Annotated in this window: 16 protein-coding genes and 1 pseudogene; 9 read left to right on the top strand and 8 right to left on the bottom strand. The window is 30.5% G+C overall.

Going from position 1 to position 18,019, the window contains the following annotated elements; translation table 11 throughout:
* On the bottom strand, positions 1-62 hold a 62-nt coding region (locus IDG64_RS15185; protein WP_234097802.1), incomplete at its 3' end, for a hypothetical protein.
* 107 nt (positions 63-169) lie between these two features.
* Here IDG64_RS15185 and IDG64_RS09950 point away from each other — a divergent pair.
* Both IDG64_RS09950 and sph read left to right on the top strand, forming a co-directional pair.
* Positions 170-1,207: a tyrosine-type recombinase/integrase gene (locus tag IDG64_RS09950; protein ID WP_000857176.1), complete on the top strand. Its 1,038-nt coding sequence runs from the start codon at positions 170-172 to the stop codon at positions 1,205-1,207.
* A 56-nt stretch (positions 1,208-1,263) separates the two neighbouring features.
* Positions 1,264-2,088, top strand: a pseudogene (gene sph, locus IDG64_RS09945) (sphingomyelin phosphodiesterase); the annotation flags it as partial.
* 500 nt (positions 2,089-2,588) lie between these two features.
* On the opposite strand, the gene lukG reads toward sph, so the two are convergent.
* Positions 2,589-3,605 (bottom strand): bi-component leukocidin LukGH subunit G, encoded by a 1,017-nt coding sequence (gene lukG, locus IDG64_RS09940; protein ID WP_000595401.1) that lies wholly within the window; start codon positions 3,603-3,605, stop codon positions 2,589-2,591.
* A 21-nt stretch (positions 3,606-3,626) separates the two neighbouring features.
* Complete coding sequence (gene lukH, locus IDG64_RS09935; RefSeq protein ID WP_000791406.1) at positions 3,627-4,679, bottom strand: bi-component leukocidin LukGH subunit H; 1,053 nt, start codon at positions 4,677-4,679, stop codon at positions 3,627-3,629.
* A 435-nt stretch (positions 4,680-5,114) separates the two neighbouring features.
* Between lukH and IDG64_RS09930 the strand changes: the two genes are divergently transcribed.
* The gene (locus IDG64_RS09930) at positions 5,115-6,338 is read left to right on the top strand and encodes an ArgE/DapE family deacylase (RefSeq protein ID WP_000206636.1); all 1,224 of its coding nucleotides are present in this window, start codon (positions 5,115-5,117) and stop codon (positions 6,336-6,338) included.
* Positions 6,339-7,060: 722 nt separating this feature from the next.
* On the opposite strand, the gene IDG64_RS09925 is transcribed toward IDG64_RS09930, so the two are convergent.
* The gene (locus tag IDG64_RS09925; protein WP_000361985.1) at positions 7,061-7,504 is read right to left on the bottom strand and encodes a hypothetical protein; all 444 of its coding nucleotides are present in this window, start codon (positions 7,502-7,504) and stop codon (positions 7,061-7,063) included.
* A gap of 887 nt (positions 7,505-8,391) precedes the next feature.
* Here IDG64_RS09925 and IDG64_RS09920 point away from each other — a divergent pair.
* Positions 8,392-9,699 (top strand): TrkH family potassium uptake protein, encoded by a 1,308-nt coding sequence (locus tag IDG64_RS09920; protein WP_001045075.1) that lies wholly within the window; start codon positions 8,392-8,394, stop codon positions 9,697-9,699.
* Positions 9,700-10,232: 533 nt separating this feature from the next.
* Here IDG64_RS09920 and groL read toward each other — a convergent pair.
* Both groL and groES read right to left on the bottom strand, forming a co-directional pair.
* Entirely contained in the window at positions 10,233-11,849 is a 1,617-nt protein-coding gene (groL, locus tag IDG64_RS09915) for a chaperonin GroEL (RefSeq protein WP_000240642.1), read from the bottom strand.
* Positions 11,850-11,924: 75 nt separating this feature from the next.
* Positions 11,925-12,209 carry a co-chaperone GroES gene (gene groES, locus IDG64_RS09910; protein ID WP_000917289.1) on the bottom strand — a complete coding sequence of 95 codons (285 nt, stop codon included), beginning with the start codon at positions 12,207-12,209 and terminating at the stop codon, positions 11,925-11,927.
* Positions 12,210-12,384: 175 nt separating this feature from the next.
* On the opposite strand from groES, the gene mroQ reads away from it, so the two are divergent.
* Positions 12,385-13,128, top strand: coding sequence for a CPBP family intramembrane glutamic endopeptidase MroQ (gene mroQ, locus IDG64_RS09905; protein WP_000197635.1), 744 nt, complete (start codon positions 12,385-12,387; stop codon positions 13,126-13,128).
* 24 nt (positions 13,129-13,152) lie between these two features.
* Here mroQ and IDG64_RS09900 read toward each other — a convergent pair whose 3' ends face one another.
* Positions 13,153-14,373: an SdrH family protein gene (locus tag IDG64_RS09900; protein ID WP_000120294.1), complete on the bottom strand. Its 1,221-nt coding sequence runs from the start codon at positions 14,371-14,373 to the stop codon at positions 13,153-13,155.
* A 196-nt stretch (positions 14,374-14,569) separates the two neighbouring features.
* Between IDG64_RS09900 and IDG64_RS09895 the strand changes: the two genes are divergently transcribed.
* Positions 14,570-15,196 carry a nitroreductase family protein gene (locus tag IDG64_RS09895; RefSeq protein WP_000522384.1) on the top strand — a complete coding sequence of 209 codons (627 nt, stop codon included), beginning with the start codon at positions 14,570-14,572 and terminating at the stop codon, positions 15,194-15,196.
* Positions 15,197-15,556: 360 nt separating this feature from the next.
* Entirely contained in the window at positions 15,557-16,342 is a 786-nt protein-coding gene (locus IDG64_RS09890; RefSeq protein ID WP_000867949.1) for a carbon-nitrogen family hydrolase, read from the top strand.
* 599 nt (positions 16,343-16,941) lie between these two features.
* Here IDG64_RS09890 and hld read toward each other — a convergent pair.
* Positions 16,942-17,022, bottom strand: coding sequence for a delta-hemolysin (gene hld, locus IDG64_RS15580; RefSeq protein ID WP_000046022.1), 81 nt, complete (start codon positions 17,020-17,022; stop codon positions 16,942-16,944).
* Positions 17,023-17,311: 289 nt separating this feature from the next.
* On the opposite strand from hld, the gene IDG64_RS09880 reads away from it, so the two are divergent.
* A complete protein-coding gene (locus tag IDG64_RS09880; RefSeq protein ID WP_001105705.1) occupies positions 17,312-17,875 on the top strand; it encodes an accessory gene regulator AgrB in 564 nt (187 codons plus the stop codon).
* Between the two features lie 3 nt (positions 17,876-17,878).
* Positions 17,879-18,019 carry a cyclic lactone autoinducer peptide AIP-III precursor gene (gene agrD / locus IDG64_RS09875; protein WP_000735197.1) on the top strand — a complete coding sequence of 47 codons (141 nt, stop codon included), beginning with the start codon at positions 17,879-17,881 and terminating at the stop codon, positions 18,017-18,019.

Here is an 18,019-nt window from a genome sequence, read left to right as displayed (position 1 = left end):
TATTTATATGGTATGTAACCTAAAACTCCTGTAAGAAGAAGCGCCCCTAGAAATTGAGTCATCTTATCACCTACTTTTTATTTTATTATAACATATTTAGTACCTAGTACTAAATTTTGGGTAGCCCCCCTACCCTTATTATTTTTTGCCAATTTTGAGGAGGGAACGCATGAAAACACGTTGTTACGATGGTAAAAAATGGCAATATGAATTTAAGCATGAAGGAAAAAGATACCGTAAGAAAGGTTTTAGAACAAAGCGTGAAGCTAATTCTGCTGGACTAGACAAGTTAAATGAGTTAAGAAGTGGTTTTAATATAGATAACTATATAACTCTTGCAGAATACTTCGAAAATTGGATTAAAACATATAAACAACCTGTTGTTAAAGAAAATACCTACCGTCATTATAGAAATGCATTACAACATATACAAAAACATAAAATAGGTAAAATGGAGTTATCAAAGATAAATAGACAAGTTTATCAGAAATTCATAAACGACTATTCAAAAGAACACGCAAAAGAAACTATAAGAAAAACAAACGGTGCTATTCGGTCAGCTTTAGATGACGCATTATATGATGGACTTATTTTTAAAAACCCCGCTTATAAAGTTAATTATAAAGCCGGAAAACCTACGAAGTCAGAACAAGAAAAATTCATCTCGGTAACTGAATATGAAATACTAAAAGATCACGTCAGAAAGAAGAGAACTCGTTCATCATTAGCGCTATTCATAATGATTTGTACGGGTTGTCGTGTCAGTGGTGCAAGAAATATAAAGATTGAGCATATCAACCAAGTGAAAAACACTATATTTATTGACGAGCGAAAAACCGATACTTCCCCTAGATATATCAGTATCGCTAAATCTGATATGAAACACATTATGGACGTCATAAGTACATTTGCAATTAGCTATGATGGTTACATTTTCAAAGAAGCCGGATCTATAATTAACCTTCAGGCTATCAATAATGCTTTGAAATCAGCCTGTAGAGTCAATAATATACCAATTATTACATCGCACGCATTAAGACACACTCATTGTTCTTATTTACTAGCAAAAGGTGTATCTATACATTACATTTCTAAAAGATTAGGTCATAAAAATATAGCAATAACTACATCCGTGTATTCTCATTTGTTAGAAGAAAAATTTAATGAAGAGGACAAAAAAACAACTAAAATTTTAGAAAGTATGTAATTTAGGGACCCATTAGGGACTCCAAACCCAATAAATACTGTTGTTACAAGGTTTCTATGTATCCAAACTGGGGACAATATAAACGCGCTGATTTAATCGGACAATCTTCTTATATTAAAAATAATGATGTCGTAATATTCAATGAAGCATTTGATAATGGTGCATCAGATAAATTATTAAGTAATGTGAAAAAAGAATATCCTTACCAAACACCTGTACTCGGTCGTTCTCAATCAGGGTGGGACAAAACTGAAGGTAGCTACTCATCAACTGTTGCTGAAGATGGTGGCGTAGCGATTGTAAGTAAATATCCTATTAAAGAAAAAATCCAGCATGTTTTCAAAAGCGGTTGTGGATTCGATAATGATAGCAACAAAGGCTTTGTTTATACAAAAATAGAGAAAAATGGTAAGAACGTTCACGTTATCGGTACACATACACAATCTGAAGATTCACGTTGTAGTGCTGGACATGATCGAAAAATTAGAGCTGAACAAATGAAAGAAATCAGTGACTTTGTTAAAAAGAAAAATATCCCTAAAGATGAAACGGTATATATAGGTGGCGACCTTAATGTTAATAAAGGCACTCCAGAGTTCAAAGATATGCTTAAAAACTTGAATGTAAATGATGTTCTATATGCAGGTCATAATAGCACATGGGACCCTCAATCAAATTCAATTGCGAAATATAATTACCCTAATGGTAAACCAGAACATTTAGACTATATATTTACAGATAAAGATCATAAACAACCAAAACAATTAGTCAATGAAGTTGTGACTGAAAAACCTAAGCCATGGGATGTATATGCGTTCCCATATTACTACGTTTACAATGATTTTTCAGATCATTACCCAATCAAAGCCTATAGTAAATAGTGCTCAACTAACTAATAACTCGCTTCGTTCTAAAAGGACGAAGCGAGTTATATTGTTAAAATTTGAATTGACTGAGTCTAGGACATAAGTCAAGTTCTAGGCTCTATAATGTTATGGTATTAGTTGACTGCGTGATCCAAACACAGAGAATTTCGAAAAGAAATTGGAACACCAATTTCTACAGACAATGCAAGTTGGCGGGGCCCCAACATAAAGAAATACTTTTTCTTTAGAAATTAGTATTTCTTATGCATGAGTTTTACTCATGTATTCCTATTTTTAAGTACATATTAGCTGTGGCTAATGTGTAAGAACCACTACATAATAAATCATTAGTGGCTCTTTATCATTTCTGTTCCACTCCTATATTTCTTCATTAATATAGATACTTCGTCTGCACTTAAACAAGATTCATACACTGCACATCATAATAAATCTATCTATTCAAATATAAATAAAAGTTACCTACTACATTCTATGTAGCAGGCAACTTTTATTACTTATTTCTTTTCATTATCATTAAGTACTTTTACAAACTTCACATTATGTGTCTTCCAATCAACTTCATATAATGCTGATAATTTTTCTTCTTTTTTATCTACATGGTTTTCACCAGACCAATAGCCCCAGAAACCATGACGATTCCAATCTATTTTAAACTCATCCATTGATCTTTTATAATGAACAACAAATTTTGATTTACCTTCATCTTTTTTATCATGTGACATAACAGCTAAAAATTCTGGATTAAACCCTTCAGAAACAGTTACAGGCATCTTATTCTTAGGCGTAAAATTATCTTTCGCCCATAAATTTCCATTTCGTGTTAAAGAAAAGATTTCACTTTTAGTTCTATTATCACTATCATTAGTTAATTGTCTCGTATGGTCATGTCCCATATTATTTATCAAATGTGCTTCTACTTTCCAACCTACACCTTTATGTGACGTAGATTGATCAAGTAATGTACGATACGATGGTTGTTGATAACTAATCGTCTCTGAATAATTACTCTCTTTTGTAATATTTCCAGTTAACCCTCCACGATTAATCGAAAAATCTCCACCTGTTTTATAACCATACGTATATTTAACTTCTCTTGATTCATCCTGATTTTTTGGTGCAAAGTCAGTCACATTTGTATTGTTGTTGTCATCAACATTTTGAATTGAAACTGAATAAGATCCAGGCCATCTTAATGTACTATTCCAATAACCATTTGGGTCTAGAATTCTTAAACCACTACCTATTGTTCCTTTCGCTTTAATAAATACTGTTTCTTTATCATAATTAGGTTCAGTTAAGAAGTTAAATTGTAAGCTTTGAGTAATATTTTTTTGACTATCACTTGTTGTAGCTGTACGTGTATACATTTTAGTATCACCATCAAGATTCTTCTCAGAAACAGCTTTAATTTCAGAATTAATTTTTGCATAAGAAGTAGCTGGTAATACAGTGAAAGTAGTCGATAGTGCTAACGTACAAATTGTGATATTTTTATATAGTTGTTTAATCATTTGTAATCCTTCCCTTCGATTTTATCCTTCTCTAAATGATTTATTATCAGAGTATTTATCAACGACTTTAACTGTTTTATTTTTCCAATCAACTTCATAAGTGACAATTAATCTTTGACCTTCTTTATTTTTTTCTAAAATTGGAGATGCATAATGTATTCCAGGTCTGTTTTTCAAAATATCTTGATTTCGTGTGTATGTTACTTCAAATTGCGTTTTCTCATTTGACTTTTCATTAGATAAATAAGTTAAAAATTCTGGATTAAAGCCACTTCTTACTAATGCTGGGTATCTATATTTTGAAGCAAAGCTTAGTTCAGGGTTTTCAACAGTAGCAATTCTCGTATTTCTATAGAATAATAATTCATCATTTCTATTTTTCACTTCTCCACCATACTTCAAGTCATTCGCAATAACTGACCAGTGTACATGCCAGTTATTATTTTTACCGCTGGCAATTGTGTCATAATTTTGCTGATTATAACTAATCGTTTTGGAGTAGCTATTTGATGAAGTTCGTCCAATACCTTTCGTTGAATCGAATTTACCACCTGAGCTATATGAAAATGTACTATCTACTTTCGCAGTTGAAATTTTATTTTTCGGCAATTGGTCTAATATTTCAGTTTTAGGATTTCTTTTTACTTGAAAATCTACATGGTACTCACTTGGATACTTTAACCAATTTGAATTTTTTTCTTCTTTATGAGATTCAAACTTTAAATTTGAATGAATTGAGCCTTGTTTTTTAACAAGTAATACATTCTTGTCATAAGTTGGATCATCGATAAAGTCGAATTGTAAATTTTGGAGTATATTTGTTTTCTCATCATATACTGTTTCAGTTCGTTTTGTGATTTTACCGTTTTTCCCAATATCATCCGGTGCTGTTGAATTTTTATCTTTATTAGTAACATTACGTTTGTCTTTTTGTTGAGACTTATCAACATGTTCTTTCTTATTTTGGTCTTGAGAGTCTTTATGAGCTGAATTTGCTTGAGTCGTTGCTGCTGATAACAATAAAATTGCACATGATAATGATGACGCTATTAAAACACGTTTTTTATTTTTCATTGTTATAACCTTCTTTCGTATGATTGATATTTGTTGATATGTATCGACATGTGAATAATATCACAAAAACAGAGAATATATATTTAACTATTTATTAAATGATTTTGTTAATATTATTAAATACTTTATCCTCTTTAAAAATAATGTGTGTACAAAGTCATTAATTTAGCAAATATTTTTATTTAGTAGTTAATAACCATCGATTTGAAATTTATATATAATTATTAGCTAAATAATATCCTGCATCTTTCTCATACAATTTACTATAAAATTAAGCATAGCCGATATCAGTGTTAATAAGATCGTAGATACTAGACAGTAAATTTCATAGAACGAAATCAAATAACACACTACTTTCTGCATTTTAAATTATGTTTAAGAATAAAAATTATGTTTATATAAATATATATACTACTTTGAAAAGGTGTGAGCTTAATGACAACTTTTAGTGAAAAAGAAAAAATTCAATTACTAGCAGATATTGTTGAACTACAAACTGAAAATAATAATGAAATAGACGTTTGTAATTATTTAAAAGATTTATTCGACAAGTACGATATTAAATCTGAGATTTTGAAAGTTAATGAACACCGCGCCAATATCGTTGCAGAAATCGGTAACGGCTCACCTATACTCGCATTGAGTGGTCATATGGAGGTTGTTGATGCAGGAAATCAAGATAATTGGACTTATTCCCCTTTTCAACTCACAGAAAAAGATGGCAAATTATATGGTCGAGGCACAACAGATATGAAAGGCGGTCTGATGGCTTTGGTCATCACACTCATTGAATTAAAAGAACAAAATCAATTACCTCAAGGAACGATAAGATTACTAGCTACTGCTGGCGAAGAGAAAGAACAAGAAGGTGCCAAATTATTGGCTGATAAAGGCTATTTAGACGATGTAGATGGCTTAATTATTGCTGAACCAACTGGATCTGGAATTTATTATGCACATAAAGGGTCTATGTCATGTAAAGTAACTGCAACTGGTAAAGCTGTCCATAGCTCAGTTCCATTTATTGGTGACAATGCAATTGATACACTGCTTGAATTTTATAATCAATTTAAAGAAAAATATTCAGAGCTTAAAAAACATGATACTAAACATGAATTAGATGTTGCACCCATGTTTAAATCATTGATAGGAAAAGAAATTTCTGAAGAGGATGCAAATTATGCATCTGGTCTTACAGCTGTATGTTCGATTATAAATGGCGGCAAACAATTTAACTCTGTACCAGATGAAGCTTCACTTGAATTTAACGTAAGACCAGTTCCTGAGTATGATAACGACTTTATAGAATCGTTTTTCCAAAATATCATTAATAATGTGGATAGCAATAAGCTTTCACTCGATATTCCAAGTAATCACCGACCTGTAACAAGCGATAAAAATAGCAAATTAATTACTACGATTAAAGATGTAGCTTCTAGTTATGTAGACAAAGACGATATATTTGTTTCGGCGCTTGTAGGTGCAACAGATGCCTCTAGTTTCTTAGGTGATAATAAGGACAATGTTGATTTAGCCATTTTTGGACCAGGTAATCCATTAATGGCACATCAAATCGATGAATATATTGAAAAAGATATGTATCTGAAATATATTGATATTTTTAAAGAAGCTTCCATTCAATATTTAAAAGAGAAATAAGAACGATGCTGTCAGCTGCCCTATTCGCGTGCTGGCAGTTTTTTATTTTAATTTGTTCTTTAGTTATTACTCATCATTTCTAACTGAATCAAAAAAGTAAGATTCAAGAAAATTAATTTTTCTTTATGAAAACATATAACTTAACAAAACTAACCTTTAGTTTTAAGGTCAGGTGACAATTCCTCTTGTAAAACATTAATTGATAGTTTAATTAACATCAATGTTGTTTAAGTTTTTCATCATTCATCCTGCCCTTTTAAATTAATTATTAACCAACTTGAGAAAATTAAAATTCAATACTTTTTTCCATTTACTCTTGAGAAGCTAGTCCGTATAAATTAACACAAGTCATTTGTACTAATTTAAATATCTTAATGCTGCCTCTACTTAATCACCTCAAAGCTTCTCAAGTAATTTACATGCTTTTGTGCTTATTTTTCATACACCAGATAATACAACAACTTTCTATTTAAAATCATAGCTTCTATATCATTTATAACAACGAATGATTCACCAACTCTTACAGGTAAAACTGCAATTAAAACTAATGAAAAATTTTCATTAGTTTTCGAAGCCTCTTTTGGGTGTGATTAGAATTACAGTAGTAATAAAAATAGCTATCATTACACGTATTCCAGTTGTTATTATTTAAAATGTAAAAATAACAACTATTAGATAATACATACAATATTTAACAGATACTTTTGATTAAATATTATGAACTAATAATTTAATATTCCTTTTAAAACCAAGTGAGCAAATTTTATGATTAACATTGATAATATAATAATCATACCGACATAGTTAAATATTTTAAAATCTATAGCCATTTTTTCTCCATATTTTTTATCTAATTTAAGTTTAGTATTATCATCTGATAAAACAACTCGTTCGAATGATTTTGGTAAAAATTGTTGGAATAATATTGTTGTCAAACTAACGATGAATACAGTTATTTCTATGTTTTTACTATTAAAAATTTTGAAGAATAATATATATATTGCAAATAACAAGTAAACTTCAGTTGCAAATGTAAAAGAGATAATCGAAAAAATCTTTTGAGCACTATTAGCAAATTCATAATTTTTCTTAATAGCATTGAAATAGTACAGAACTATTAAAATCGTCAAAAAAATTATTATCAAAAATGTTATTACTTTGTCCATATAATCGCCTTCCAATCAAAATCAGCAATGAAACATTAAATCTGATTTTACAAATTTTTTTATTATAATTTACATTTAAAAATTAATAAATATTTATAAAAGTCATACATATTTCTTCAATCAAATTCTTTTCGTTTATATCTAAATACAAATTAATCACACACTGTTGAACAAAATGACTATACTAGGAAATTTTCACAATCTGTTAAAATTTACCAAATAATATTGTATAACTTTCAAATTAAAATTCTATCTAAACTTTACAATAGAAAGTGAAGGTAATTATTCATAGTCGACTTAGTTTTCTTCAAGTTAGTCATATCCATGATCTAATATTATTAGCAATCTTCATAATAAAGATAACACAAATCTCAAAATTTTTAATACAGCAATATTTTACAAGTCAAATTATATATAAATATGATAAAAATTCATTTGCTTTACTAACTCATTCACTTTTTAAATATTTTCTCTATAACAATAATAGTCTATAGCAGTTGATGCGCTTCTTTATAATATAATTATTAAAAAAATGAAAAAACATTATGCATAATCACTATTGAGATAAACATAAGTAAAATTGTGATATAAAACAGTAGTAACAATCCGTAAAAAAGCCTTCCAATAGCTTAGTCGACTAATGGAAAACGTCTCATAAAAAAATATATTTTCGTGTATTCTAATGTTTACTTGTAATAAATCATAATCGTCCAAAATCTCACTTTTTAGTTAGTAAAAATCAGAAAATGAAATATATCTCAGGGCCAATTAAAAATATTAAAAGAATTAGTCAACACCTGTCAGTAATACACATCAGTAACATTTCTATTTTCATTTATGATATTATCTAATTATTAATTTATAATATAAAGGAGTATGAAATTAAAATGAACAAAGTCCACAAACCTTTATATTTTTATTTAATGCTTTTCTTCTCTACAACTATCATAGGTGCACTTTTATTGTATTTACCTTTTACTGGTAAAAAGCCAATATCTTTTTTAGATGCCCTATTTATAGCTTCAAGTGCATTTACAGTTACTGGCTTGTCCCCAGTTGATATAGGATCACAGTTTAATATACTTGGTGAGATAGTAATACTATTATTAATTCAAATAGGTGGTCTGGGTATCGTGACCGTAACCCTATTGACACTAGTATTTTTAAATAGAAAGATATCAATGAAAAATAGATTCTTGATTATGGTTACATGGAATATTGACGAACCTGGTGGTGTTATTAAGCTAATTAAACACTTGGCTATTTATAGTTTAGTCACTGAATTAATTGGTATGATTTGTTTGTGTTTATCTTTTATACCAAAATTTGGTATAGGCAAAGGTTTATTTTTAAGCTTATTCACATCAGTATCAGCTTTTAATAATGCTGGATTTGCCCTTTTTAAGAATAACTTAATAGATTATTCTAGTGATCCAATTGTCATTATTACAATCTCAATACTCATAATATTTGGAGGTATTGGACATTTTGTCGTGATAGACTTTATTAATTGTAAAAAATTGAGTAAATTATCTTTACATTCTAAATTAGTCTTAACTACAACTAGTATCCTAATAATTATAGGAGCTATTACATTCTTTTTATTAGAACAGTTTAATACTATGCAACATATGGGACTAATTGAAAAAATCGGAAATTCTTTTTTCCAATCAGTAACAACACGAACAGCGGGTTTTAACAGTATTGATATAGCAAGCATTAACAAATCTACCGCCTTAATGTTAATGTTACTTATGTTTATTGGTGGTGCCCCTCTCAGTGCAGCTGGAGGAATTAAAATAACTACTTTTGCAGTGGCGTTTATATTTGTTCTAAATTATATACGTAAAGAAAATAATGTTTCAGTATTCAATAAAGAAATATCTGACAAACATATAAAACTATCTATTGTTACCATTAATATCTCATTTCTATTTATCAGTATCATTACTTTTATATTATCGATAATTAATCCGAACATATCATTAATCAAGTTATTATTCGAAGTGGTTTCTGCATTTGGAACAGTCGGGTTAAGTATGAACCTTACCACAGAATATCATGGTATTACTAAAATAATTATTATATTCGTTATGCTTTGCGGTAAAGTAGGACTATTAACTTTATTAAGAACATTTATACCACCAAAAAGTCCTAAAAATTACCGCTACACTAAAGGACAAATTTATCTATAAAATAACTATCCATCTTTAACAAGAAATGAACTAGTGTTTTAATTTATTACATTTAAAAAACTACCTAAACAGGTAGTTTTTTGTTTTTTATTTATTTTAGGCCCATTAAATGTCTTATGTCTTTAATTAAGTAAAATGCACAAGTACACCTTTAAAAAGATCTACTCAAAACTAAACTATACCTAGTTAACCGCTTGTGATTAAGAAATTTTAAATGTGGTTTCTTTTAATTATGTCAACCACCCATAAGGATTTTAATCAAGCACTCATTCATTCCTGCACTCGCAATATGCATTACTTATAGAAGTTGATGTACTCTCATATTAAGGGCAATACAATAACTTCCGCACCACAATGATTTAAGAATCTCAATAACACATCAGCACATAATAAAGACACCTCTCATAAGTTTAGTCAACTAATGGAAGGCGTCTCGTAATTAAAATATATTTACGTGCATTCTAATTTGTACTTAGAATGAATCATACTCGTGCATAATGTAATTTTCTAGTTAGTTAGAACTATAAACAGTTTTACATCATTCCTGGCATGCCACCCATGTTAGGTTGGTCATTATTTTTTTCTGGAATTGATGCTACAACCGCTTCAGTCGTTAAGAACATTGCCGCAACACTTGCTGCATGTTGTAATGCTGAGCGTGTTACTTTAGTTGGATCAACGATACCTGCTTCTAACATATTAACCCACTCGTTTGTAGCAGCGTTAAAACCAACACCTGGTTCTGCATTTTTCAAGCGTTCAACGATGACAGATCCTTCTAACCCTGCATTTTCAGCAATTTGACGAACTGGTGCAGTTAATGCTTTAAGTACAATATTTACACCTGTTTCAATGTCACCTTCAGCTTCAATTTCACTTACTTTTTGGTAAACATTTACTAATGCAGTACCACCACCTGCAACAATACCTTCTTCTACTGCTGCACGTGTAGAGTTTAATGCATCTTCAATACGTAATTTACGTTCTTTAAGCTCTGTTTCACTTGCTGCACCTACTTTAATAACTGCAACACCACCTGCTAATTTAGCTAAGCGCTCTTGTAATTTTTCACGATCAAAGTCAGATTCAGTTTCTTCAATTTGAGATTTCAATTGGCTTACACGTGCATCAATGCTGTTTTCGTCACCGTCACCATCAACAACAGTGGTATTATCTTTAGTTACTTCTACTTTACTTGCAGTACCTAACATATCAATTGATGCATCTTTTAAATCTAAGCCTAAATCATCAGTAATCACTTGCGCACCAGTTAAAATAGCTAAATCTTCTAACATTGCTTTACGACGATCACCAAAACCAGGTGCTTTTACTGCAACAGCAGTAAATGTGCCACGCATACGGTTTAGCACGATATTTGTTAATGCATCTCCTTCAACTTCATCAGCTACAATTAAGATTGGACGATTAGATTGAACCACTTGTTCTAATAAAGGTAAGATATCTTGGAATGATGAGATTTTCTTATCTGTCACTAAAATATATGGGCGTTCTAATTCAGCAACCATTTTATCTGAATCAGTAACCATATACGGTGATTGATAACCACGATCAAATTGCATACCTTCAACCACTTCAAGTTCTGTATTCAAGCCATTTGACTCTTCAATTGTAATGACACCATCGTTACCTACTTTTTCCATAGCTTCTGAAATATAGCGTCCAATTTCTTCATCTGCTGCTGAAATCGCACCTACTTGCGCAATTTCATTTTTATTTTCAACTTTTTGAGAATTTTCATGTAACGCTTCAACAGCAACTTTAACTGCTTTGTCGATACCTTGTCGTAAACCAACTGGGTTCGCACCACTTGTAACATTTTTCAAGCCTTCTTGAATCATTGCTTGAGCTAATACTGTTGCAGTTGTCGTACCGTCACCAGCAATTTCATTTGTCTTATTTGCAACTTCTTGAACTAGTTTAGCCCCCATATTTTCATATGGATCTTCTAATTCGATTTCTTTAGCAATCGTTACACCATCGTTCGTAATTAAAGGTGCTGTAAACTCTTTATCTAATACAACATTACGTCCTTTAGGACCAATCGTTACTTTAACTGCATTTGCTAATTGGTCTACACCACGTAACATTGCTTGACGTGCATCTTCAGAGAATTTCAATTGTTTAACCATAAATGATAAACCTCCATTTGTTTAGTCATATTTCATTTTCGTTCTTTACAATTTATCTATGAATTTAGTTTTATATTATTCAATTACCGCTAAAATATCTTCTTCATTTAATACTAGATATGTTTCATTATCTCGTTTAACTTCTGTACCAGCATATTGTTGGAACACGACACGGTCCCCTTCTTTCACTTCAGGAGTCACTCTTGTACCATCATTTAATAGGCGTCCTGTTCCTACTGCAACGATAACGCCTTCGTTTGATTTTTCTTTAGCACTATCAGTTAAAACAATACCACTTTTAGTTGTTTGTTCTTGTTCTTTTTTCTCAATAATCACACGATTTCCAATTGGTTTTAGCATGATTGTTCCTCCTTAAAAAAACCTAAAGTTTAGCACTTAACATTAAAGAGTGCTAACATACATTTATAATAATCAAATTTGGTCAAAATTTCAAGTCATAACCTTTTAATTAAGTTTTGTAACTTCAAGTTATTTACGATAAAATAAATTATAAACAAATATTTGGAGGAAAATTATGACAAGACTATGGGCATCATTGCTAACTGTTATTATTTATATATTGTCTCAATTTTTACCGCTTCTCATTGTAAAAAAATTACCATTTGTACAATATAGTGGCATAGAACTGACTAAAGCAGTCATTTACATACAACTTGTTCTATTTTTAATCGCCGCCACGACGATTATTTTAATTAATTTAAAAATTAAAAATCCAACAAAATTAGAATTAGAAGTTAAAGAACCTAAAAAATATATCATTCCATGGGCATTGCTTGGATTTGCATTGGTAATGATTTATCAAATGGTAGTGAGCATTGTATTAACGCAAATTTATGGTGGACAACAAGTAAGTCCTAATACAGAAAAGCTAATTATTATTGCTCGAAAAATACCTATATTTATCTTCTTTGTATCTATTATCGGTCCTTTATTAGAAGAATACGTATTCAGAAAAGTAATCTTTGGAGAATTATTTAATGCGATTAAAGGTAATCGTATCGTAGCATTTATTATTGCTACAACAGTAAGTTCATTAATATTTGCATTAGCACATAATGATTTCAAATTTATTCCAGTTTATTTTGGTATGGGTGTCATTTTTTCTTTAGCATATGTATGGACAAAACGGCTTGCTGTTCCAATTATTATCCATATGTTACAAAACGGATTTGTCGTTATATTCCAATTACTTAATCCTGAAGCTTTGAAAAAAGCCACGGAACAAGCGAATTTTATATATCACATTTTTATTCCATAATATAAAAAACGAATCACACACGGATTATCGTCGCTGTGATTCGTTTTTATTTTTCTTTTTATTTCGCTTTACAAATAAGAATAGCATGATTGAAAATACCACCATCATAGAACATACAATTGCTAGCCAACTTTTACTATATGCAGTTGACGCACTTTTCTTATTATCTTCTTGTTTTTTAACTACTGTAAAATCGTCTTTTTCATGCGGTTCAAATGAGCGTTGCTTTGAATCCGGCTTATCTTCGGGCTTTTTCAAATCTGGCATTGATCCAATTTCACCAGTAATTAATGCGAGTACTTGTTCATCTAAATTACGATAGTACCTTTCTGATTTCAATGGATTGAAATATTGGAATCTAAAGTAATTCGATTGTTGTTGTAATCCATTTAAATAAGCATTTCCGCTGAAGTTTTGTTTGCGAATAATATTATAAATGTCTTCATCAGTAACTTCTCCATAATCTTTGCCCAACTTATTAATTTGATTTAAAATATACGGATTATACTTGTAAGCCCCATTCGCCAAGGCTAAAAATCGTTGGGACACAAAATCATTACCAGTAGGATTTTGTGAGTTTCCTTGATTTCCATTTGGTTGCCATTGACCTTGATTAGATCCATCTGAAGCATTTGGGTTCCATGTTCCCCCATTTTTCGAGCCACCAGAATGATTGGAATCCCCAGGTTGATTGGGATTTGGTGACGGGTTAGGATTTGGCTTATCTGGATCTGGTTTTGGATCTGGATTTGGCTTTGGCTTATCTGGATCTGGTTTTGGATCCGGTTTTGGCTTTGGTTTATCTGGGTCTGGTTTTGGATCTGGTTTTGGTTTCGGGTTATCTGGATCTGGTTTTGGATCCGGATTTGGCTTTGGTTTATCTGGGTCTGGTTTTGGATCCGGTTTTGGTTTCGGGTTATTTGGGTCTGGTTTTGAATCTGTACTTGGGTTTTGGTTGTTTGAGTCTGGCTTCACATTATTCGAATCAGGATTAGCATCACGACTATTCGAACCTGTTCCTTCATTACCCGTTTGATTTGATTCGTGAGGTGTCCCAGTCTCATTATTATTCATTTCACTATTTACTGATGGTGAAGTTATATTATGATTCAAATTAGTAGTTGGTTTTTCTCCATTTAAGTTATCCTTTGCTTCAACTGTGTGCGTTGCAAGCCCTAAACTACTACTACTTAAAATTAAAATACTTGTTGAAAGTAACATTTTCTTAAACCAATGATATGACATTTCACGAGACACCTCCCTTTTTCATGTAAGTATTAATCTAAGTATAATAAATATGCGTTGAAAATGCATTTATATTTGGAATTTGAAAATGAATATTAATATTCTTGAAATTTTCGTAAATATTACTTTACAAGTACGAGTATAAATTTTATACTTAGTCTATTAAGTATTCTTTAGTAAAGAAGGAGCAATAATTATGGGTTTATTTAAAAAAGATAAAAAAGCAATGACTTTTGACAATGCAATGGAAGAAAGACGTTCAATATATAATTTGAAAGATTCGATATCAATTAGCGATGACGAATTAGAATCAATGATTGCACATGCAGTTAAACATGTTCCTTCATCATTTAATTCTCAATCAACTAGAATTGTTCTCTTATTAAATGACAACAATAATAAATTTTGGGATAACACAAAAGCAATTTTAAAAGAAGTCATGGGAGAGAATCGTGATTTCGAGCCAACTGAACAAAAAATTGATAACTTCAAACATTCATACGGCACAATTTTGTTTTATGAAGATCAAGATGTTGTAAGTGGTTTACAAGAACAAATGCCAAACTACTATGATAATTTTGCAATATGGTCAACTCAAACAAATGCCATGCATCAATTTGCAATTTGGACTGCATTAGCTACTAAAGGCATAGGTGCTTCATTACAACACTATAATCCACTTGTTGATGAGATGACTTCTAATGAATTTAATATTCCTAAAAGTTGGAAACTTATTGCTCAAATGCCATTTGGTGATATTCGTGAAGCTGCTGGCGAAAAAACATTTAATCCAGTGGAAGATCGTTTCGTAATAAAAAAATAATCAATATATTGTTAGGAATGGGACAGAAATGATAAAGAATCATTAGTTATTCATTATGTAGTAGTTCTTACACATTAGCCGCTGCTAATGTGCACTTAAGAATAGGAATACATGAGTAAAACTCATGTATAAGAAATACTAATTTCTAAAGAAAAAGTATTTCTTTATGTTAGAGCCCACCCCAACTTGCATTGTCTGTAGAAATTGGTGTTCCAATTTCTCTATGTTGGGGCCCCATCAACTACTGTCAATATAACATTGTAGAGCCTAGGACTTTGATTTTATGTCTTGGGCTCGTTTTTTGCGTTTCAACATAACTTTTAGTAAGTTATATATAAGATCTATCAAGGATGTGATGTTATGAAAGTCCAAATTTATCAATTACCGATTATTTTTGGAGATAGTTCTAAAAATGAAACTCAAATAACGCAATGGTTCGAAAAAAATATGAATGCTGAAGTAGATGTAGTCGTTTTACCTGAAATGTGGAATAATGGCTATGATTTAGAGCATTTAAATGAAAAAGCAGATAATAATCTAGGACAAAGTTTTTCATTTATTAAACATTTAGCTGAAAAATATAAAGTCGATATCGTAGCTGGGTCAGTTTCTAACATTAGAAACAATCAAATATTTAATACAGCTTTTAGTGTGAATAAAAGTGGCCAGCTAATTAATGAATACGACAAAGTTCATTTAGTTCCTATGTTAAGAGAGCATGAATTTTTAACTGCTGGCGAAAACGTAGCTGAACCCTTTCAATTGTCTGACGGTACTTATGTGACCCAACTTATCTGTTATGATTTACGTTTTCCCGAATTATTAAGATATCCTGCTCGTAGTGGTGCTAAAATTGCATTTTATGTGGCGCAATGGCCTATGTCACGTCTTCACCATTGGCATTCATTACTAAAGGCACGTGCAATTGAAAATAATATGTTTGTCATTGGAACTAATAGCACTGGATTCGATGGTAACACAGAATATGCTGGTCATTCGATAGTTATAAACCCAAATGGAGATTTAGTTGGAGAATTAAATGAATCCGCAGATATTTTGACTGTAGATTTAAACTTAAATGAAGTAGAACAGCAACGCGAAAATATACCTGTATTTAAAAGTATTAAATTAGATTTGTATAAATAAGAAGCGCCCGAAATAATATTTAACACATGTCATGACTAAACATAGATTTATGAGAGATTTTTCATAAGTCTATGTTTATTTTTTTATAATAGATAACTCAGTAAGAATCCATTTCGCCCTTTGCAAATGAATGATTTTCTTAATTAAATTGATTAATTTTTTGACCTTTTCCAACATTAGACTTATTCATATATTTTAACGGTGGGTCTCATAATGAGGATTAACTCTCCCCTTCTTTATTACAATAAAAAAGGCCGCGAGCTTGGGAGGGGCTCACGACCATACTTATTATTAAGGGAATGTTTTACAGTTATTTTTTCAATCTATTTTTGGGGATGTTATTAATTATGAAAAAAATTTTATTTATCAAATAATGATAAATCGATGTTGTTTACGATAGCTTACATGCTAGAAATAATTATCTGTAATGATAATTAAGAAAAATACATAGCACTGAGTCCAAGGAAACTAACTCTACTAGCAAATGTTACTCACTTGCTAATTTTACATGGTTATTAAGTTGGGATGGCTTAATAACTCATACTTTTAGTACTATACGAAGATAACAAATTTACAATGAAAGTAATTAATTATTCATCTTATTTTTTAGTGAATTTGTTCACTGTGTCGATAATCCATTTTACTAAGTCACCGATTGTTGAAATGATATCTTGTGCCATTGAAATCACTCCTTCCTTAATTAAGATAAAAATTCTTAAAATTAAACAACTCATCAACTATTTTCCATCACATCTCTGTGATCTAGTTATATTAAAACATGCTAAAAGCATTTATTTTCCAATTTTTCTTAACTAGTCGTTTTTTATTCTTAACTGTAAATTTTTTTATGTTAAAATATTAAATACAAATTACATTTAACAGTTAAGTATTTATTTCCTACAGTTAGGCAATATAATGATAAAAGATTGTACTAAATCGTATAATGACAGTGAGGAGAGTGGTGTAAAATTGAATTATTTTGATAATAAAATTGACCAGTTTGCCACGTATCTTCAAAAGAGAAATAACTTAGATCATATTCAATTTTTGCAAGTACGATTAGGGATGCAGGTCTTAGCTAAAAATATAGGTAAATTAATTGTTATGTATACTATTGCCTATATTTTAAACATTTTTATCTTCACTTTAATTACTAATATATCGTTTTATCTAATTAGAAGGTATGCACATGGTGCACATGCACCTTCATCTTTTTGGTGTTATATAGAAAGCATTACACTTTTTATTGTGCTACCTCTATTAGTATTGCATTTTCATATTAATGAAACACTAATGATGTTTTTAGCATTAATAAGTGTTGGAGTAGTGATTAAATATGCACCTGCAGCCACTAAGAAGAAGCCTATCCCAGCGAGGCTTGTAAAGCAAAAAAGATATTTTTCAATTATAATTAGTACAATTCTTTTCATTATCACACTTTTTGTAAAAGAACCATATACCCAATTTATTCAACTGGGTATTATTATACAAGCTATTACATTACTACCAATATACTATTCAAAGGAGGACTAAATTATGAAAAAATTACTCAACAAAGTTATTGAGCTTTTAGTTGACTTTTTCAACAGCATCGGTTACAGAGCCGCGTATATAAATTGTGATTTTTTATTGGACGAAGCTGAAGTACCAAAAGAATTAACTCAATTACACGAATAA

Origin of the sequence: Staphylococcus sp. EG-SA-15 (assembly GCF_017151895.1) — a bacterium.
GTDB lineage: Bacteria > Bacillota > Bacilli > Staphylococcales > Staphylococcaceae > Staphylococcus > Staphylococcus aureus.
This window is presented reverse-complemented; position numbering and strand designations above follow the sequence as displayed.